This window comes from Candidatus Pantoea floridensis, from assembly GCF_900215435.1.
Lineage (GTDB): Bacteria > Pseudomonadota > Gammaproteobacteria > Enterobacterales > Enterobacteriaceae > Pantoea > Pantoea floridensis.
Genome location: NZ_OCMY01000001.1, coordinates 2,839,046 through 2,859,088, shown reverse-complemented (window position 1 = coordinate 2,859,088; position 20,043 = coordinate 2,839,046). Strand labels below are relative to the sequence as shown.

Here is a 20,043-nt window from a genome sequence, read left to right as displayed (position 1 = left end):
TACCCGCGATGATCCGGACAAATAATGACAGAGAGAGGCGCGAGACGGCAGGTAAAGTTTTGTAACCAGCCGATGCGTTTGCACATCAGGTGCGGGTTACCAACCTGAAAGAAATGAGAACAGCAGCCAGAACAGGCACACCACCACCATCGCCGTGGCGATACCGCTCCAGAATAAGTGGGTGCGGAAAGTCAGGCTCAGCACGATGCCAATCAGCACCGAAACCGGTAATAGCGCGAGGAAGAAGGGCCAGGTGTAGAGGAAGAAGAACAGCGTGTTGGAGCCGTAGAGCAAGAACGGAATCGCCAGCGCGCACCAGTACGAGAGAAAGCCAATCACGCCGCCCGGCAGCGATGAGCGAGGCTCATCTGGGGTGCGTTCATCTTTACGGGCTAGCATGGGCGTTACGTTCTGCATAGAGATCCTGTTGACGCTAAGCGCGGCAAACCCAAGAGGATTCGCCGCTGTCGATTCAGGATTTGATGATATCGCGGTGACGCAGCAGGTCTAACAATTGGCCGGTCAGTTTTGTAACCAATTGTTCGCCATCAAGATGGATTTCAGGGGCATCTGGCGCTTCATATACGCTATCAATGCCGGTGAAATTACGCAGCTCGCCGGCACGGGCTTTTTTGTAGAGACCTTTGGGATCGCGCGCTTCGCATACTGCTAATGGTGTATCGACAAACACTTCGATGAACTGCCCTTCAGCGAGCAAATCCCGCACCATTTGACGCTCGGCACGATGCGGCGAGATAAAGGCGGTCAACACCACTAAACCGGCATCGACCATTAATTTCGCCACTTCGCCCACGCGGCGGATGTTCTCTTTACGATCGTCATCGCTAAAACCAAGGTCACGGCACAGGCCGTGACGCACGTTGTCGCCATCCAGCAGGTAAGTGTTCACCCCGGCGCGATACAGCGCCTGCTCCAGCGCGCCGGCCACGGTGGATTTGCCCGAGCCGGAAAGTCCGGTGAACCACAGCACCACGCCTTGATGGCCATGCTGCTGTTCACGCTCCTCACGCGTTACCGGATGATCGTGCCACACCACGTTTTCATCGTGCTGCGCCATTACTGACCGCCCAGCAGATCGCGTGCGTTCCAGTGCGGGAAGTGACGACGCACCAGCGCGTTCAGCTCCAGCTCGAAATCGCTGAACTGACCTGCTTGCGCACGCACATCGCTAAGCGGCTGATTGATCATCCCCGCGCCGACCGTGACGTTGCTCAGGCGATCGATAAAGATCATGCCGCCGGTGACCGGATTCTGACGATAGGCATCCAGCACCATCGGTTCGTCAAAGGTCAGTTCCACCAGGCCGATGCCGTTGAGCGGCAGGCTATCAACCGTGCGTTTCTCTAGCGAGTTAATCTCCACCTGATGAATCACTTTCTCCACGCGCGCACGGGTTTTCTTCCCGGCGATCTTCACTTCATAGCTTTGACCCGGCTGCAGCGGCTGCTCGGCCATCCACACCACGTCCACCGTGGCGGATTGCACCGCTTGCAGATCGGCAGCGGCATCTACCAGCAGATCGCCACGGCTGATGTCGATCTCATCTTTCAGCACCAGCGTAATGGCTTCACCGGCACCCGCTTCAGGCAAGTCGCCATCGAAGGTGACGATGCGTGAAATGGTGGATTCCACGCCTGATGGCAGCACTTTCACGCGCTGGCCCACTTTCACCACGCCAGATGCCAGCGTACCGGCATAACCGCGGAAATCGAGGTTGGGACGATTGACATACTGCACCGGGAAACGCATCGGCTGATGATCCACCACGCGGTTCAGCTCCACGGTTTCCAGTACGTCGAGCAGCGTTGGGCCGCTGTACCACGGCATGGTCACGCTCGGCGTCGCCACGTTGTCGCCTTCCAGCGCCGACATCGGCACAAAGCGAATATCGAGATCGTCCGGCAACTGCGCGGCGAAATCGAGGTAATCCTGTTTGATTTGTTCGAAGGTCTCTTGCTTATACTCCACCAGATCCATCTTGTTGATGGCGACCACCAGATGTTTGATGCCCAGCAGCGTGGAGATAAAACTGTGACGGCGCGTCTGATCCAGCACGCCTTTACGCGCGTCGATCAGCAGGATCGCTAAATCGCAGGTCGAGGCGCCCGTCGCCATATTGCGCGTGTACTGTTCGTGTCCCGGCGTGTCGGCAATGATAAATTTGCGCTTCTCGGTGGAGAAGTAGCGGTATGCCACATCAATAGTGATGCCCTGCTCGCGCTCGGCCTGCAAACCATCGACCAACAAGGCGAGGTCAAGCTTCTCGCCTTGGGTACCGTGACGTTTGCTGTCGTTGTGCAGCGAGGAAAGCTGATCTTCATAAATTTGACGCGTGTCGTGCAGCAGGCGACCAATCAGCGTACTTTTGCCGTCGTCGACGCTACCACAGGTGAGGAAACGCAGCAGGCTTTTGTGTTGTTGCGCGGTCAGCCAGGCTTCTACGCCGCCCTGATCGGCAATCTGTTGTGCAATAACGGTATTCATCTGCGTCTCCTTAGAAATAACCCTGACGTTTTTTCATTTCCATCGAACCGGCCTGGTCGCGGTCAATCACGCGCCCCTGGCGTTCACTGGTGGTGGAGACCAGCATCTCTTCAATAATTTCCGGCAGCGTCTGCGCTTCGGATTCCACCGCGCCGGTTAACGGCCAGCAGCCGAGGGTACGGAAACGCACCATACGCTGTTTGATCACTTCGCCGGGCTGCAGATCGATACGGTCGTCATCGATCATCATCAGCATACCGTCACGCTCCAGCACCGGGCGCGGCGCAGCAAGGTACAGCGGCACGATTTCGATATTTTCTAGGAAGATGTACTGCCAGATATCCAGCTCGGTCCAGTTGGAGAGCGGGAACACGCGAATACTTTCGCCTTTGTTAATCTGGCCGTTGTAGTTGTGCCACAGCTCCGGGCGCTGGTTTTTCGGGTCCCAGCGGTGGAAGCGATCGCGGAACGAGTAGATACGCTCTTTAGCGCGAGACTTCTCTTCGTCACGACGTGCGCCGCCAAAGGCCGCATCGAAGCCATATTTATTCAGCGCCTGCTTCAGGCCTTCGGTTTTCATGATGTCGGTATGCTTGGCACTACCGTGTACGAAGGGATTTATGCCCATCGCCACGCCTTCCGGGTTGCGGTGCACCAGCAGCTCCGCACCCATCGCTTTCACGGTGCGATCGCGGAACTCGTACATTTCACGGAACTTCCAGCCGGTATCAACATGCAGCAGCGGAAATGGCAGCGTGCCTGGATAGAAGGCTTTGCGTGCCAGATGCAGCATCACCGAGGAGTCTTTGCCGATGGAGTACATCATCACCGGATTACTGAACTCGGCCGCCACCTCGCGGATGATATGGATACTCTCTGCCTCCAGCTGGCGCAGATGAGTAAGACGATTTTGGTCCATAATTTTTCCTCAAGCCAAATTGACAACGGCGGACTCGCGAGCCCCCTGCTGTGCCGAATGTTGGAACCAGGCCAATTGCCCGTGCAAATTCACTACTTCGCCAATCACTAACAGTGCGGGCGTGGGCGCGGCGGCTGCCAGCGACTCCAGTTGATCTAATGTCCCGGTCAGCACCTGCTGATCCTGACGCGTGCCGCGGCCAATCACCGCCACCGGCGTGGAGGCCGCGCGCCCATGTTCGATAAGCCCGGCGGCGATTTCCGCTGCTTTCACCGTGCCCATGTAAATCGCTAAGGTTTGCCGTGCGCGCGCCAGCGACGGCCAATCAATGCCGTCACCCTCCGCGCGGCAGTGCCCGGTAATAAACAACACGCTCTGCGCGTAGTCGCGATGAGTGAGCGGGATACCAGCATAGGCGGTTGCGCCCGCTGCCGCGGTAATGCCGGGCACCACCTGGAAGGGAATCCCGGCGGCCTGCGCGGCCTGCAGCTCTTCGCCACCGCGACCAAAAATAAACGGATCGCCACCTTTCAGACGCACCACGCGTTTACCCTGCTGCGCCAGGCTCACCAACAGCTGATTGGTCTCTTCCTGCGGCACCGAATGCGCACCGGCGCGTTTGCCGACGCAGATGCGATCGGCATCGCGGCGCACCAGCTCTAACACTTCGTCGCTGACCAGATGGTCATACAACACCACATCAGCCAACTGCATCACCTGTAAGCCCCGCAGCGTCAGCAACCCGCTGTCGCCTGGACCGGCGCCAACCAGCGTAATTTCGCCCTGGTTATCGCTGTCATTCTCCAGCTCATGATCGAGCGTGCGGCGCGCTTCGTTCACGTTGCCCGCCGCCATCTGGCTGGCGAACAGCCCGTTAAAGGCGCGCTCCCAAAAACGACGACGTTCAGACATGCGGTGATAGCGCTGCTTCACTTTGTCGCGCCACTGTCCCGCCACTTCGGCCATCTGCCCAAGGTTGGCAGGCAACAACGCCTCAATCTTTTCACGCAGCAGACGGGCCAGCACCGGCGCGGTGCCGCTGGAGGAGATCGCAACCACCAGCGGCGAGCGATCGACAATCGATGGGAAGATAAAGCTGCATTTCGGCTGATCGTCCACCACGTTCACCAGCTTGTGGCGCGCGTTGGCGGCTTCAAATACCTGGGCATTGAGCGCGTTGTCATCGGTAGCGGCAATCACGAGGAACACGCCGTCCAGCTGGGCCGGATCGAAGCTGTGGGCGATCCATTCAATCGCCTTAATCTCCAGCAACGCCTGCAGTTCATGGCCGAGATCGCGCGCCGCTACCAGCACGCGCGCGCCGGCGCGCCGCAGCAGCTCAATTTTGCGCGCAGCAATGTCGCCACCGCCGACAACCAGCACCGGACGGCTTTTGAGATCGGCAAAGAGAGGCAGATAATCCACGTTAACCTTGCTAGTTTTACAATAAGTTAACGCGACTATACGTCCCGCCCTTCCGGCAGATGAAATTACGAATTGGAATGAGTAGTTACCGAATGGAATAACGACCCAGGATTACTGATAACATTTTGTGCTTAACAAATGATATTGCTGGTGTTTCGGAGCAAATCAAATTGTGCAAGCGTCGTCACAGTTTCATACTATCTCGGAATTTTTTTAGCATGACGGGATGTCAGAAAAGGATAATAACTATGTTTGCCACTCTCCGCCGCAGCGTGCTGGCTGCACTGATTGCGGGCGGTTTGCCTTTCTTTGTTCAGGCAGCGAATCCCCTCGCGCCGGGACACTTTGCAGAACAGCAGCTACGCCATATCGCCACCTATTTTCCTGGCCGCATGAGCGGCAGTCCGGCCGAATTGCTGACCGCCGATTATTTACAGCAGCAGTTTGACCAGCTCGGTTATCAGAGCAATACCCGCCAATTCAACACCCGCTATGAATGGGTGGAGAAAAAGGGTGAGAGTCGCACCCATAAAGTCACCGCCACGTCGGTGATTGCCGCACGTGCCGGGGAAGTGCCGCAGGAGATCCTGATCGTTACCCACCTGGATACCTGGACACCGCTCAGCCGCCATGAGGCCGATAACAATCTCGGCGGCCTGCGTTTGCAGGGCGTGGATGACAATGCGTCTGGCCTTGGCGTGATGCTGGAGCTGGCACAGGCGCTGAGCAAAACCCCGCTACACTATGGCGTGCGCTTTGTGGCGCTGAGCGCCGGTGAGGCAGGCCTGCACGGCATGGATGATTACCTGGCGCGCATGAGCGCGCAGGAGAAGAAGAACACGCTGTTGGTGGTTGATCTCAATAGCCTGATTGTGGGCGATCATCTCTACTTTAATAGCGGCATCAATACGCCGTCGGCGGTGCGCAAGCAGACCAGCGCGCGCGCGGTGCAGATCGCACGTCGTTATGGTATTTCCGCCGCCAGCCATATTATGACCGCACGTGATTATCCGGGCGTGAATCCGTTTGATAAAGCCGGTATGCCGTTAATGGATGTCACCGCCGCCAACTGGACGCTGGGCAATAAAGATGGACAGCAGCAGCGCGCGCGTTCCAGCCATTTTCCGGAAGGCAACGTGCGCCATCAAACCGATCGCGATAACCTGAATTATCTCGATCGCTGGCTGCCAGGCCGTATTACCCAACGCACGCGCGATAGCGTAAAGATTTTGCTGCCGCTGCTGACCGAACTCGCCAATCCGACAACCTAAGGATTCACTATGTACGTGATATATCTGAACTATTTTCGTCCGGTAGAAGAAGTCGAAGCGTTGCTGGCACCGCATATCGAATGGCTGGACCGCTATTTCGCCAATGGCGTGTTTATCGCGGCGGGACGTAAAGAGCCGCGCACCGGCGGCGTGATCCTGGCTAAGGATATCGATCGCGCCCGGTTGGATACCATCCTGGCGGAAGATCCGTTTGTCGCGGTGGCGCATTATGAGGTGACGAAGGTGAATGTGACGCGGGCGGCGGAGGCGTTTGCGGGGCTGCAAGGGGATTGAACAAAAAGGAGCGCATGAATGCGCTCCCTACGTTGTAGGGTCGGCATTTATGCCGACCTGGCTAATCACCCTTCATGCAACCCGCACTCGCGCTTCAGGCCGAAGAAACGCGTCTCCTCTTCGGCCATGCCCGGCTCCCACTTCCTGGTGGTGTGCGTATCGCCGACTGACAGATACCCTTCATCCCACAGCGGATGGTATTTCAGTCCGTGCTGCTTCAGATACTGGTGCACCTGGCGGTTATCCCAATCAATGATCGGCAGAATTTTCAACACGCCGCGCTGCACCGCCAACACTGGCAAACTGGCGCGACTGCCCGATTGATCGCGGCGCAGGCCAGCAAACCAGGTTTGCGCCCCCAGCGTTTCCAGCGCGCGGTTCATCGGCTCGACTTTATTAATCTGGTTGTACTGCTCAATCCCTTCGACACCCTGCTCCCACAGTTTGCCGTAACGCGCTTCCTGCCACGCCGCGGAGGTCTCCGCGCGGAAGATCTGCAGGTTGAGATTGAGCTTGTCCGTCAGCTCATCAATAAAGCGATAGGTTTCCGGGAACAGATAGCCGGTATCGGTCAGGATCACCGGGATGTCCGGTTTTTGCTGCGTTACCATATGCAGCAAAACCGCCGCCTGAATACCAAAGCTGGATGACAGTACAAATGCACCCGGCAGATGTTCCAGTGCCCAGCTGACGCGCTCTTCGGCCGAGCGCTTCTCCAGCTGCACGTTGCTCTCTGCCAACGCCATAATGCGATCCACTTTTGATGAACCATTCAGTGCTGCGAGATCGAGTACCGTCATACTGCCTCCGAGTCCCAAAAATCACGGGCGGGATCAACCACGGCTTTAATGATGCCTGCACGAATCACAAAGTCACCGAAACCTTCATCGGCCTGACGCTCGGTTGCCCAGCGCGCCACCAGCTCATCGATACTGGCGAGGATTTCGCCTTCGTTGATATTCTCGCGATACATGCGCGGAATACGCGTACCCACGCGGTTGCCACCAATATGTAAGTTGTATCGACCCGGCGCTTTACCCACCAGACCCAACTCAGCCAGCAAAGCACGTCCGCAACCGTTCGGGCAACCGGTAACGCGTAGCACTATGTGCTCTTCACCCACGCCATGCTTATGCATGATCTCTTCCACCTTGGTGACGAACGACGGCAGGAAGCGCTCGGCCTCGGCCATGGCCAGCGGACAGGTCGGGAACGCCACGCACGCCATCGAGTTTTCACGTTGCGCCGTCACGGCTTCCATCAAACCGTGTTCACGGGCGATGGCTTCAATCTGTGCTTTTTGCTTCTCGGGTACGCCAGCCACAATCAGGTTCTGATTAGCAGTCAGACGGAAATCACCCTGATGAACTTTGGCGATTTCGGCGATACCGCGTTTCAGCGGGCGGCCCGGATAATCCAGCAGACGCCCGTTCTCGATGAACAGCGTCAGGTGCCATTTTTTATCAATGCCTTTCACCCAGCCGATGCGGTCGCCGCGCGTGGTGAACGTATAGGGGCGGATTGGCTCAAAGGTAATACCGGCACGTTTTTCCACTTCAGCTTTAAACGTTTCGACGCCGACACGTTCTAGCGTGTATTTGGTTTTGGCATTTTTACGATCGGTACGATTACCCCAATCACGCTGGGTGGTGACAACTGCGGCCGCAACATCAAGCACCTTTTCCAGCGGCAGGAAACCGAATTCACTGGCGGTGCGCGCATAGGTGGCTTTGTTACCGTGATCGATCGACAAACCCCCGCCGACCAGCAGGTTAAAACCAATCAGCTTGCCCTGCTCGGCAATAGCGATGAAGTTCATGTCATTGGCGTGCAGATCGACATCGTTATGCGGCGGCACCACTACCGTGGTTTTGAATTTTCGCGGCAGATAGGTTTCACCCAGAATCGGTTCTTGATCGGTGGTGGCGACTTTCTCTTTATCCCACCAAATCTCAGCATAAGCACGGGTTTGCGGCAGCAGATGTTCAGAGAGCTTCTTCGCCCACTCGTACGCTTCCTGATGCAGTTCTGACTCAACCGGATTTGAAGTGCACAGCACGTTACGGTTTACATCGTTCGCCGTTGCCAGCGCATCCAGTCCGACCTCGTGCAGCATCTGGTGTGTCGGTTTCACGTTCTTCTTCAGAATGCCGTGAAACTGGAAGGTTTGGCGGTTGGTTAAACGAATGCTGCCGTAAATGGTTTTATCGGTGGCGAACTTATCAATCGCCAGCCACTGCGTTGGCGTGATGATGCCGCCCGGCAGACGGCAGCGCAGCATCATGGCGTGACGCGGCTCAAGCTTCTGCGCGGCGCGCTCGGCACGGATGTCGCGGTCATCCTGCTGATACATGCCGTGGAAACGGATTAGCAGGAAGTTATCGCCAGTGAAACCGCCGGTCAGGCCATCGTCGAGATCGTCGAGGATGGTACCGCGCAGATAGTTGCTCTGTTTTTTTAGACGCTCAGCGTCGACCAGCTTGCCTTCAACGACCAGCGGTCCAGGATGTTTTTCGCTCATTAGTAAACGTCTCGCTGATAACGGCGCTCAATGCGCAGCTCACTCAAAAATTCGTCAGCCGTTTCACGATCCATGCCGCCGTGTTCGACCACCACATCCAGTAATGCTTGCTCAACGTCTTTCGCCATGCGATTAGCATCGCCGCAGACGTAAAGGTGCGCGCCCTCTTCAATCCAGCGCCACACTTCCGCGCCTTTCGCACGGATTTTATCTTGTACGTAAACTTTCTCGGCCTGATCGCGCGACCATGCCAGATCGATATTTGTCAGCAAGCCATCTTTGACGTACTTCTGCCACTCCACCTGATAGAGGAAATCATCGGTGAAGTGCGGGTTGCCAAAGAACAGCCAGTTTTTGCCGCCTGCGCCATCGTTATCACGCTGCTGCATAAAGGCGCGGAACGGCGCGATGCCGGTGCCCGGGCCAATCATTATCACCGGGGTTTCCGGATTTGCCGGCAGGCGGAAATTGTCGTTATGTTCGATGAAGACGCGGATTTCGCCCTCTTCTTCAATGCGATCGGCCAGCCAGGTGGATGCCCCGCCGCCGCGCTGGCGACCATCGATCTCAAAGCGCACCGCACCCACGGTGATATGCACTTCGCTTTCGGTTTCCGCTTGCGAAGAGGCGATGGAGTAAAGGCGCGGCGTCAGCGGACGCAGCAGACCGGTAAGTTGTTCTGCATTCAATTCAGTAGGTGCCTGACGCACCATATCGACAATCGGGAAACTCTGCGCATAGCTCTGCAACTTCGGCTTGTCGCCGGCCAGCGCCAGCAGCGCATCGTTGCGTGACAAGGCAGCATACTGCTCGACAATTTGCGGCGTGTTCACCGTCAATTCGAAATGTTTTTGCAGCGCTTCAGCCAGCGGCAGCGTTGTGCCCTGCACCTCAACCGGCTCGTCACCTTTGAGCCACACCAGCTGCAGCAGTTCCTGCACCAGCTCGACATCGTTTTCAAACCACACCCCGAGCGCATCGCCCGGCTGATAGCGCAGGCCCGAATCGCCAAGGTCGATTTCGATGTGACGCACATCTTTATCTGAATCACGGCCCGTGATTTTCTGGTTAGCGGCAAAGCTGGCGGTTAATGGCGCTTCTTTAGTATAGGGGCTGCTGTCGACTTCATTGACGGCGCCCGCCGCGGTGACGGCCGCCTGCGCTGGCGACTCACTTGGCACCCGGGCTTTGAGAATCTCAGTAATCTGCTGACGCCAGGCACTGGCCTGCTCTTTGTATTCAACATCGGCATCCACGCGATCCAGCAGGCGCTCTGCGCCCAGCTCAGCCAGACGTTCATCAAAATCTTTTCCGGCTTTGCTGAAAAATTCATAAGAGGTATCGCCAAGGCCGAAGACGGCAAAGGCGGTGCCTGCGAACTTCGGCGCTTTCTTCGATAGCAGGAACTTATGCAGCGCAACGGCCTCTTCCGGCGGCTCGCCTTCGCCCTGCGTGGACGTCACGACCACCAGCAGCTTTTCCTGGCCAATTTGCTTGAATTTATAATCGCCGGCATTTACCAGGTTAACGCTCAGCTTCGCGGCCAATAGGTCATCGCGCAGCTGCTCAGCGAGGCGACGTGCGTTACCGGTCTGCGAGGCGGAGATCAGCGTGATGGTCGGTGCTTCTGACTGAATCGGCGCGGGGGCGGCAGCCGCACCCGGCGTTTGGTTGACCATGCCCCAAAAGTAGCCAGAGAGCCAGGCCATCTGCGTGGTGTTGAAATCCGTGGTCGCCGCCTGTAAGCGCGCGAGTTGCTCCGGTGAAAGCGGAAGCAGTGAACCTGGTGCCTGAGTCGTCATTGCGTTAAAAATTCCAGTGTCAGAAGTCCGGATCAATATGTTGCGGAAGAGTGCGTAGGTTACCGGGCTGTATATTAACGATTAAATACGCCTTCGACATATTAAATAACCAAAATGACTAAGTGGTTTTTCGGGTAAAGTTAACCAGCAAAAGTGGTAAATGAAGGCGATACGATTCAATGAGTTAATTAGGCGTTTTTCGCGGTGCGCCAGCGTAAAATGCCCTTTTCACGGCGAGCGGGTGCGAAAAATCTGCATTTCAGGTAGACTTCAGCGGTTTTTAAGTCTGAGAGCCATTATGTCTACCACCTTATTTAAAGAGTTCCAGTTTGAATCTGCACATCGTCTGCCACATGTGCCGGAAGGCCACAAGTGTGGACGCTTGCACGGCCATTCGTTCCTGGTGCGATTAGAAATTACCGGCGAAGTGGATGCGCATACCGGTTGGGTAATGGATTTTGCCGAACTCAAGGCGGCATTTAAGCCTCTATATGAACGTCTCGATCATCACTATCTGAATGACATTCCGGGACTGGAGAATCCTACCAGCGAAGTGCTGGCCAAGTGGATTTGGGATCAAATGAAGCCGCTTCTGCCCGAGTTGAGTGCGGTGATGATTAAAGAGACCTGTACCGCAGGTTGCGTGTATCGCGGTTGAGGTCAGTGAAGCAGTAACCGTTGAGTGAGGTCGCCATGAATGGCGACCCTACGTTTACAGAGCTGGGTTTTTCGTAGGGTGCGCATTCATGCGTACCGTGCCGACTCAGGCAATATTCAGATATTTGTGCGTCTGCATTGAAAGCCGCCAGTTACGGGCGATACAGGTTTCAATACACAGTTTGGTGGCAGCATCACCGCGACTGATCGGCTGTAGCGCCACAATGCGCTTTTTATCGTCGTGCAATCCTGCCAGCAACGCATCCAGCGCTTCGACGTCACGCTCACGCGCTACCGGATGTTTAATTTCATCCGCACGTTGTAGCGCCTGCGGCAGCACATCGTAACCACCGCGCATATTCACCTTTGGTGAAACCGTCACCCAGGTCGCCTCTGAACACTGCACTTCATGCGTGCCGCTGGTTTCGATCTGGCACGCAAATCCCGCCACTTCTAACGCTTCCGTCAATGGACGCAGGTCGAAAATCGCCGGTTCACCGCCGGTAATCACGACATGACGTGCGGTCCAGCCTTGACGCTGGATAGTGTCGAGAAGCATCGCGGCATCGGCGCTGCCCCACGCATCGCTCTCCACGGTCTTCACCAAAATATCACCCAGCGAGGTCTCCCGATCCGCCCGCTTTTCCCAGGTATGTTTGGTATCACACCAGCTACAGCCCACCGGACATCCTTGTAAGCGGATGAACAGCGCCGGAACACCGGTGTAAAAACCTTCGCCCTGCAGCGTCTGGAACATTTCGTTAATCGGGTAGAACATTTTTCACTCACATCTAAAATTTGAGGCGCAGATTATGGCAGATCTTGCGCGCCGAGTAACAGCTGCTTCGTGCCAAATAAAAGCAAAAGCCCCGCACAAGGCGGGGCTTCATTCGGACGATGCTGCCCGCAGGCAGCATACTCAGGCGATTATGCCTGGCCTTTAACTTCTTTCAGACCGTTAAACGGTGCTTTTTCGCCCAGCGCTTCTTCGATACGAATCAGCTGGTTGTACTTAGCAACGCGGTCAGAACGGCTCATAGAACCGGTTTTGATCTGGCCAGCCGCAGTACCTACCGCCAGGTCAGCGATGGTGGCGTCTTCGGTTTCACCTGAACGGTGTGAAATCACCGCGGTGTAGCCAGCATCTTTCGCCATCTTGATTGCAGCCAGGGTTTCGGTCAGTGAACCGATCTGGTTGAATTTGATCAGGATGGAGTTAGCGATACCTTTATCGATACCTTCTTTCAGGATCTTGGTGTTGGTTACGAACAGATCGTCACCAACCAGCTGGATTTTGTCGCCCAGCACTTTGGTCTGGTATGCGAAACCAGCCCAGTCAGATTCGTCCAGACCATCTTCGATAGAAACGATTGGGTACTGTTTGGTCAGGTCTTCCAGGAAGTGCGTGAACTCTTCTGAAGTGAAGGCTTTGTTGCCTTCGCCAGCCAGCACATATTTGCCGTCTTTGTAGAATTCAGATGCTGCGCAGTCCATCGCCAGAGTGATGTCTTTGCCCAGCTCATAGCCCGCTGCTTTTACCGCTTCAGCGATAACAGCCAGTGCTTCGGCGTTAGAACCCAGGTTTGGTGCATAGCCACCTTCGTCACCGACTGCGGTGTTCATGCCTTTAGACTTCAGCACTTTCGCCAGGTGATGGAACACTTCAGAACCCATACGCACGGCTTCTTTCAGGGTTTTCGCGCCAACCGGCTGAATCATGAACTCCTGAATGTCGACGTTGTTATCCGCATGCTCACCACCGTTGATGATGTTCATCATTGGCAATGGCATAGAGAATTTGCCCGGAGTGCCGTTCAGGTCAGCGATGTGTGCATACAGCGGCAGGCCTTTAGAGGCAGCAGCAGCTTTAGCAGCAGCCAGTGAAACCGCCAGAATGGCGTTTGCACCGAAGTTAGATTTGTTCTCAGTACCGTCCAGCTCGATCATGATCTTATCGATGTTCGCCTGGTCTTTCGCGTCTTTGCCTTTTACCGCTTCAGCAATCGGACCATTAACCGCAGCAACAGCTTTGGTTACGCCTTTGCCCAGGAAACGAGATTTGTCACCGTCACGCAGCTCCAGTGCTTCACGAGAACCGGTAGATGCACCTGATGGCGCAGCAGCCAGACCAACGAAACCGCCTTCCAGATGCACTTCTGCTTCAACAGTTGGGTTGCCACGGGAGTCGATGATTTCGCGACCGATGACTTTTACGATTTTGGACATTCGATTTTCCTCAGTACAAGTTAGTCAATCCTAAGACAAACAACGCGCGAAAAGTTCGCGCGCTGCTCGTGAAACTTACTTCGCTAAACGCTTCTGGTGCTCCTGCGCGGCTTTTACAAAGCCAGCGAACAGCGGATGACCATCACGCGGGGTCGATGTGAATTCCGGGTGGAACTGACAGGCAACAAACCACGGGTGATTCGGGATCTCAATGATCTCAACCAGCTGATCGTCGCCGGAACGACCGGCAATATGCAGACCCGCCGCTTCAATCGGCTTCAACAGCATATTGTTTACTTCGTAACGATGACGGTGGCGTTCGGTAATGATTTCAGAACCGTACAACTGACGCACCTTGCTTTCCGGCGTCAACTGGCACTGCTGGCTGCCTAGACGCATGGTGCCGCCCAGATCGCTCTGCTCAGTACGCTGCTCCACGTTGCCCTCTTCGTCACGCCATTCGGTGATAAGCGCCACCACCGGATACTTACAGTCTGGCACAAATTCAGTAGAGTTCGCGCCTTCCATACCGGCAACGTTGCGGGCAAATTCCATCAGCGCAACCTGCATACCCAGGCAAATACCGAGATAAGGCACATTGTTCTCACGGGCGTATTGCGCCGTCATCATTTTGCCTTCCACACCGCGGTAGCCGAAGCCGCCAGGGATCAGAATAGCATCAAGATCTTTCAGTAATTCGACACCGCGCGTTTCCACATCCTGCGAGTCGATCAGCTTGATATTCACGGTCACGCGATTTTTCAGGCCGCCGTGTTTCAACGCTTCAATCACCGATTTGTACGCATCCGGCAGTTCGACATATTTGCCGACCATACCGATGGTCACTTCGCCACCCGGATTAGCTTCTTCGTAGATAACCTGTTCCCATTCGGCCAGGTTCGCTTCCGGCGCGTTCAGATTGAAACGCTTGCAGATGTAATCATCCAGACCTTGCGACTTCAGCATGCCTGGAATTTTGTAGATGGAATCCACATCTTTCAGGGAAATAACCGCTTTTTCCGGCACGTTACAGAACAGCGCGATTTTAGCGCGTTCGTTGGCAGGCACCGCACGGTCCGAACGGCAGATCAGCACATCTGGCTGAATCCCGATCGACAACAGCTCTTTCACTGAATGCTGGGTTGGCTTGGTTTTCACTTCGCCTGCGGCCGCCATATAGGGCACCAGCGTCAGGTGCATATACATGGTGTGTTCACGACCGACATCGACCGCCATCTGGCGAATCGCTTCGAGGAACGGCAGAGATTCGATATCACCCACGGTACCGCCGATCTCAACCAGAACGACGTCATGACCTTCGCCACCTTCAATAATGCGTTCTTTGATGGCATTAGTGATGTGCGGGATGACCTGAATCGTGGCGCCCAGATAGTCGCCGCGACGCTCTTTGCGCAGCACTTCTGAGTAGATACGACCGGTAGTAAAGTTATTGCGGCGCGACATTTTGGTACGGATGAAGCGCTCGTAGTGACCTAAATCCAGATCGGTTTCGGCCCCATCATCGGTAACAAACACTTCACCGTGCTGCGTAGGGCTCATGGTACCCGGATCGACGTTGATGTACGGATCGAGTTTCATGATGGTCACATTCAGACCACGTGCTTCAAGGATGGCTGCGAGGGAGGCTGCGGCAATGCCTTTCCCCAGAGAGGAAACGACCCCGCCGGTCACAAAAATATAATTCGTTGTCATGCTGAACCTGAGAGTTTAGGTTTAAAGACGGTGGAATAACCAAGACGGGAAAATAGTATACCCGAAGTCGTCTTAAGCCACAATTGATGAATCACACCATCCTCCTACGCATGTAGGCCGGTAACATAGCGGATAGCGGGGGGTGAAATGTTGATGTACGTCACAAAGTCACCGCAAAGCTGAATCGAGTAAGCTCAAGCGGTGAAATTATGCGCAGTGCTGGAATAATCACCAGATTACGCTTAACCTTTGTTCTCGCTAACTTTAACCTGCTGCCAGGCCTCTTCCATCTGAGCCAAAGTTGCATCGCTCATCGCTAACCCTTGCGATGCGATAATTGACTCAACCTGGCGGAAGCGGCGCTCAAACTTATCGTTAGCTTTCTGCAAAGCAACTTCCGCTTTGCTGCCTAAATGGCGCGACAAATTGACGGTGGCGAAGAGTAAATCGCCGATTTCCTCTTCCAGCTTGTCTTTATCGACCACCGCTTGCTGCGCTTCATGCATCACTTCATCAATCTCTTCATGCACTTTATCCAGCACCGGGCCGAGATTGTTCCAGTCGAAACCGACCGTGCTGCAACGCTTCTGAATTTTGTGCGCGCGCATTAAGGCAGGCAACGCTTTGGGAATGTCATCTAAAACTGAATGCTGCGATTTTTCCGCGCGTTCACTGTGTTTGATCGCTTCCCAGTTTTTCAGCACGTCTTCGCTGGTTTCGGCCTGAACGTCGCCAAAAATGTGCGGATGACGCCGCTCAAGTTTGTCACTGATGGCATTGCAGATGTCGTCGAAATTAAAGCGCTGCTGCTCATCGGCCATTTGAGCGTAGAACACCACCTGAAACAGCAGATCGCCGAGTTCACCGCGTAAATCATCAAAATCCTCGCGCTGAATGGCATCGATGACTTCGTAGGTTTCTTCCAGCGTGTAAGGCGCGATCGAGGAGAAAGTTTGCTGACGATCCCACGGGCAGCCACGTTGCGGATCGCGCAGGGTTTGCATGATGGTGAGCAGGCGGTTTAACGGGGTCATGAAGGGATCCTTTGGGGCTGCTATGTAAAAAGGTCGCCATAAATGGCGACCCTACGGCGTAATTTGTAGGGTCGCCATTCATGGCGACCTGGAAATCAATGCAAACGGCGCGCGTCGATAATATCCGGCACCTGATTAAGACGCGCCAGCACGCGGCCGAGCACCTGCTGGTTATAGATCTCAATATCCATATCGATGGTGGCAAGCTGCTTTTTGGTATCGCTGCGGCTGGAAACGCCCAGTACATTGACCTTTTCGTTAGCCAGAATCGTGGTGATGTCACGCAGCAGACCGCTGCGATCGTTGGCGGTGACGCGCACCACCAGCGAGTAACCGCTGGAGTAATCTTCACCCCACACGGCATCAACGATACGTTCCGGCGCGTGGGAAATGAGTTCGGTTAACTGGTCGCAATCCGCGCGGTGAATCGAGATGCCGCGACCTTGCGTGATAAAGCCCACGATATCATCACCGGGAATCGGCTGGCAGCAGCGTGCGATGTGGTGCAGTAGATTGCCCACACCTTCCACCACCACGCGTCCGCTCTCTTTGCGTGAAGACGATGCATGCGACTTCTGCGTCAGCTGGCGCAGCGCTTCGCGATCTTCCTCTTCCGCACTCGGCTTGTTGAGCTTGCCCTGCAGGAAGTTCACCATCTGATTGAGGCGAATATCACCGCCGCCAATCATCGCCAGCAATTCATCCTGCGAGCTGACGTTATAGCGCGGCAGCAGCAGTTTCTCGGCCTCGCGCATGCTGATATCCATCTGATTCAGCTCGCTTTCGAGGATCTGACGGCCGGCAATAATATTTTTGTCACGATCCTGCTTACGGAACCAGGCGTGAATTTTCGAACGGCCGCGGCTGGTGGTGATATAGCCGAGGTTCGGATTCAGCCAGTCGCGGCTTGGATTTGGCTGCTTTTGGGTGATCACTTCAATCTGATCGCCCATCTGCAGCTGATAGGTGAACGGTACGATGCGTCCGCTGATCTTAGCGCCAATGCAGCGGTGGCCGATATCGCTATGAATATGGTAGGCGAAATCGAGCGGCGTTGAGCCCGCTGGCAGATCGACCACATCGCCTTTCGGCGTAAACACGTACACGCGATCGTCAAACACCTGGCTGCGCACCTCTTCCAGCATCTCGCCAGAATCGGCCATCTCTTCCTGCCAGGTAATCAGCTTACGCAGCCAGGCAATGCGCTCTTCGTGTCCCGCCGCGCCGCGCGCGTTGCTGGTGGTCGGCCCTTCTTTGTACTTCCAGTGCGCCGCTACGCCCAGTTCCGCATCTTCGTGCATTTGACGCGTACGAATCTGGATTTCAACCGTTTTGCCCTGCGGTCCCAGCACCACGGTATGAATGGATTGATAGCCGTTGGGTTTCGGATTAGCGACGTAATCGTCAAACTCACTCGGCAAATGGCGGTACAGCGTGTGCACCGTTCCCAGCGCGCCGTAGCAATCCTGCAGACGCTCAGCGACAATACGCACCGCGCGTACGTCAAACAGTTCATCAAACGCTAATGACTTCTTCTGCATCTTGCGCCAGATGCTGTAGATGTGTTTCGGGCGGCCGTACACTTCTGCCCGCACGCCCTCTTTCTGCATTTCTGCGCGCAGGTTCTCCACGAAGCTCTCAATATACCCTTCGCGGTCGATACGGCGCTCATGCAGCAATTTAGCGATGCGCTTATATTCGTCGGGGTGCAGATAGCGGAAGCAGTAGTCTTCCAGCTCCCATTTGAGCTGACCGATACCCAGACGATTGGCCAGCGGCGCGTAGATATTGGTGCTCTCTTTCGCCGCAAGCACGCGCTCATCTTCAGGCGCATCTTTCATTTCACGCAGATGCGCAATGCGTTCGGCGAGCTTGATGACCACGCAGCGGAAATCTTCCACCATCGCCAGCAGCATACGGCGGACATTATCCACCTGCTCAGAGGCCATCGAATCGTTATGAATGGCTTTCAGCTGGCGAATGGCATCCATATCGCGTACGCCGTGCACCAGCATGACAATGCCTTTGCCGAACGCTTGCTCCAGATCCTCTTCGCTCACCACATCGGCATTGGCTAACGGAAACAGCAGCGCAGCGCGCAGGCTATCAATGTCCATGCTGAGCATGGTGAGGATTTCCACCATCTCAATGCCACGCCACAGCAGCAGAGCCTGATCAGGATGGTTGTGCGTTTCGGCTTCACAGTAGCGCCACGCATCCGCCAGTCGCTGGCAAGATTGCGGATTGTTGATACTTAAACTGGCGATCCACTGGTCAAGGGCAAACTCACCCGCCGTATTTAAATGCGCACTTCTAACCGCAACCATATCCTCTCCTGCCACAGCGATGTGGACATCGCTTATGTTTTGCTAAATAGCACCATGGACTCGAGATGACTGGTATGTGGGAACATATCCAGCATCGCAACCCTTTCCAATTGGTAGCCCGCTGACAGCAATGTTTGACTGTCGCGTGCAAGTGTTGTTGGGTTACAGGAAACATAGACCACACGTTCCGGCGCAAGTTTAACCACATGCGCCATTACGCCCGCAGCCCCAGCACGTGCTGGATCCAGTAACACCTTGTTAAATCCCTGCGTCGCCCAAGGCTGACGCGTCACGTCCTCTTCCAGGTTATGCTGGAAAAAGCGAACATTCCCAAGATTATTCTGGGATGCATTATACGCTGCCTGTTGCACTAATGCTGCAACACCCTCCACACCTACTGCATTTTGTACGAATTTTCCCACAGGCAAAGTGAAATTTCCCATGCCACAGAACAGATCCAGCACGCGATCTTCCGGCTGTAAATCCAGCCACTCAATGGCTTTTGCCACCATCTGCTGGTTCACCCTATCGTTCACCTGAATAAAATTTTGCGGGCTAAAAGTGAGAGGTAAATCATAAGAACGATAAAACGGTTCGCGATCGCTCAGGGCCTGCAAAGTGTCACTGCCATCAGCCAAATAGAGCATTACCTGCTGCTCATGCGAAAAGCGTTCCAGCTTTGCACGATCGCCTAGCGATAACGCATCAAGATGACGAAGTACCATCAGCGGACCATTGTCTGCCAGCACCAATTCAACGTGGCCCAAACGTCGAGCCGCGCTTAGTTCACTCAGACAGCGGTACAACGGCGCTAACAACGCTTCAAGTTCGGGCACCAAAACCGGGCATTGCTTCAGTTCAACCAGGTCATTGCTGGCCGCCTGACGAAAACCCATTTGCAGACGCTGCTGTTTTGGCTGCCACTGCAACCCTAAACGGGCACGACGGCGATAGCCCCAGGCATCGCCGCTGATAATCTCATCAACGATAACCGGCAGTGGCGCATCACGGCTCAACATACGGCTTAATGCGCGCGCTTTGCTCTCCTGTTGTAACGCCACTGAGGCATGCTGTTGCTGGCAACCGCCACACACGCCGAAATGAACGCAGCGCGGTTTTTCACGCTGTGGGCTAGGATTGATAATCTTGGTAGCTTTGGCGCGCGCATACTGACGCTTATCTTCCTGCACCGTAACGTCCGCCTGTTCACCCGGCAGCGCACCGCTAACAAACATCGCCTTGCCTTTATGGCGCGCAACACCTTGTCCAAAGGGATCAAGGTCTTCGATGGTGACGGATAAGCGTTGCTTTGTCGCCACACGCTGTTTTGCCGAGTAAAATTGCGCCAT

Annotated in this window: 17 protein-coding genes; 3 read left to right on the top strand and 14 right to left on the bottom strand. The window is 55.2% G+C overall.

The genetic code is table 11. The annotated features are described in order from the left end of the window. Positions 1 to 96: 96 nt before the first annotated feature. Genes CRO19_RS13325 through cysG form a run of 5 tightly spaced genes read right to left on the bottom strand, consistent with a single transcriptional unit; the run spans position 97 to position 4,849 of the window. Entirely contained in the window at positions 97 to 417 is a 321-nt protein-coding gene (locus tag CRO19_RS13325; protein WP_097096257.1) for a DUF3561 family protein, read from the bottom strand. 55 nt (positions 418 to 472) lie between these two features. Beyond that, entirely contained in the window at positions 473 to 1,078 is a 606-nt protein-coding gene (gene cysC, locus CRO19_RS13320; protein WP_097096256.1) for an adenylyl-sulfate kinase, read from the bottom strand. Further along, positions 1,078 to 2,505 (bottom strand): sulfate adenylyltransferase subunit CysN, encoded by a 1,428-nt coding sequence (gene cysN, locus CRO19_RS13315; RefSeq protein ID WP_097096255.1) that lies wholly within the window; start codon positions 2,503 to 2,505, stop codon positions 1,078 to 1,080. Before cysN ends, cysC begins: the two co-directional genes overlap by 1 nt. Positions 2,506 to 2,515: 10 nt before the next feature. Beyond that, positions 2,516 to 3,424 carry a sulfate adenylyltransferase subunit CysD gene (gene cysD / locus CRO19_RS13310; protein WP_007893231.1) on the bottom strand — a complete coding sequence of 303 codons (909 nt, stop codon included), beginning with the start codon at positions 3,422 to 3,424 and terminating at the stop codon, positions 2,516 to 2,518. A gap of 9 nt (positions 3,425 to 3,433) precedes the next feature. Then, entirely contained in the window at positions 3,434 to 4,849 is a 1,416-nt protein-coding gene (gene cysG, locus CRO19_RS13305; RefSeq protein WP_097096254.1) for a siroheme synthase CysG, read from the bottom strand. A gap of 248 nt (positions 4,850 to 5,097) precedes the next feature. Between cysG and CRO19_RS13300 the strand changes: the two genes are divergently transcribed. Further along, positions 5,098 to 6,120 carry an aminopeptidase gene (locus tag CRO19_RS13300; protein WP_097096253.1) on the top strand — a complete coding sequence of 341 codons (1,023 nt, stop codon included), beginning with the start codon at positions 5,098 to 5,100 and terminating at the stop codon, positions 6,118 to 6,120. A 9-nt stretch (positions 6,121 to 6,129) separates the two neighbouring features. Beyond that, positions 6,130 to 6,414, top strand: a complete 285-nt coding sequence (locus tag CRO19_RS13295; RefSeq protein ID WP_097096252.1) for a YciI family protein — start codon at positions 6,130 to 6,132, stop codon at positions 6,412 to 6,414. A 65-nt stretch (positions 6,415 to 6,479) separates the two neighbouring features. Here the strand turns inward: CRO19_RS13295 and CRO19_RS13290 are convergent, their stop codons facing one another. From CRO19_RS13290 to cysJ, 3 genes are read right to left on the bottom strand one after another with little or no spacing between them, the layout of a single operon-like run. After that, positions 6,480 to 7,214: a phosphoadenylyl-sulfate reductase gene (locus tag CRO19_RS13290; RefSeq protein ID WP_097096250.1), complete on the bottom strand. Its 735-nt coding sequence runs from the start codon at positions 7,212 to 7,214 to the stop codon at positions 6,480 to 6,482. Then, positions 7,211 to 8,935: an assimilatory sulfite reductase (NADPH) hemoprotein subunit gene (gene cysI, locus CRO19_RS13285; protein WP_097096248.1), complete on the bottom strand. Its 1,725-nt coding sequence runs from the start codon at positions 8,933 to 8,935 to the stop codon at positions 7,211 to 7,213. Before cysI ends, CRO19_RS13290 begins: the two co-directional genes overlap by 4 nt. Next, positions 8,935 to 10,737 carry an NADPH-dependent assimilatory sulfite reductase flavoprotein subunit gene (cysJ, locus tag CRO19_RS13280; RefSeq protein ID WP_097096247.1) on the bottom strand — a complete coding sequence of 601 codons (1,803 nt, stop codon included), beginning with the start codon at positions 10,735 to 10,737 and terminating at the stop codon, positions 8,935 to 8,937. The genes cysI and cysJ overlap by 1 nt, the downstream gene beginning before the upstream one ends. A gap of 298 nt (positions 10,738 to 11,035) precedes the next feature. Between cysJ and queD the strand changes: the two genes are divergently transcribed. Next, positions 11,036 to 11,395 (top strand): 6-carboxytetrahydropterin synthase QueD, encoded by a 360-nt coding sequence (queD, locus tag CRO19_RS13275; RefSeq protein ID WP_097096245.1) that lies wholly within the window; start codon positions 11,036 to 11,038, stop codon positions 11,393 to 11,395. Positions 11,396 to 11,500: 105 nt separating this feature from the next. Here queD and queE read toward each other — a convergent pair whose 3' ends face one another. From queE to rlmD, 6 genes are all read right to left on the bottom strand, one after another. Beyond that, the gene (gene queE / locus CRO19_RS13270; protein WP_097096243.1) at positions 11,501 to 12,172 is read right to left on the bottom strand and encodes a 7-carboxy-7-deazaguanine synthase QueE; all 672 of its coding nucleotides are present in this window, start codon (positions 12,170 to 12,172) and stop codon (positions 11,501 to 11,503) included. A gap of 149 nt (positions 12,173 to 12,321) precedes the next feature. After that, positions 12,322 to 13,620, bottom strand: coding sequence for a phosphopyruvate hydratase (eno, locus tag CRO19_RS13265; protein ID WP_097096241.1), 1,299 nt, complete (start codon positions 13,618 to 13,620; stop codon positions 12,322 to 12,324). A gap of 75 nt (positions 13,621 to 13,695) precedes the next feature. Further along, on the bottom strand, positions 13,696 to 15,333 hold the full coding sequence (gene pyrG / locus CRO19_RS13260; protein ID WP_007891723.1) for a glutamine hydrolyzing CTP synthase: 1,638 nt from the start codon (positions 15,331 to 15,333) through the stop codon (positions 13,696 to 13,698). A 242-nt stretch (positions 15,334 to 15,575) separates the two neighbouring features. After that, complete coding sequence (mazG, locus tag CRO19_RS13255; RefSeq protein ID WP_097096239.1) at positions 15,576 to 16,367, bottom strand: nucleoside triphosphate pyrophosphohydrolase; 792 nt, start codon at positions 16,365 to 16,367, stop codon at positions 15,576 to 15,578. A 95-nt stretch (positions 16,368 to 16,462) separates the two neighbouring features. Further along, the gene (relA, locus tag CRO19_RS13250) at positions 16,463 to 18,694 is read right to left on the bottom strand and encodes a GTP diphosphokinase (RefSeq protein ID WP_097096237.1); all 2,232 of its coding nucleotides are present in this window, start codon (positions 18,692 to 18,694) and stop codon (positions 16,463 to 16,465) included. A gap of 32 nt (positions 18,695 to 18,726) precedes the next feature. Further along, on the bottom strand, positions 18,727 to 20,043 hold the full coding sequence (gene rlmD / locus CRO19_RS13245; RefSeq protein ID WP_097096236.1) for a 23S rRNA (uracil(1939)-C(5))-methyltransferase RlmD: 1,317 nt from the start codon (positions 20,041 to 20,043) through the stop codon (positions 18,727 to 18,729).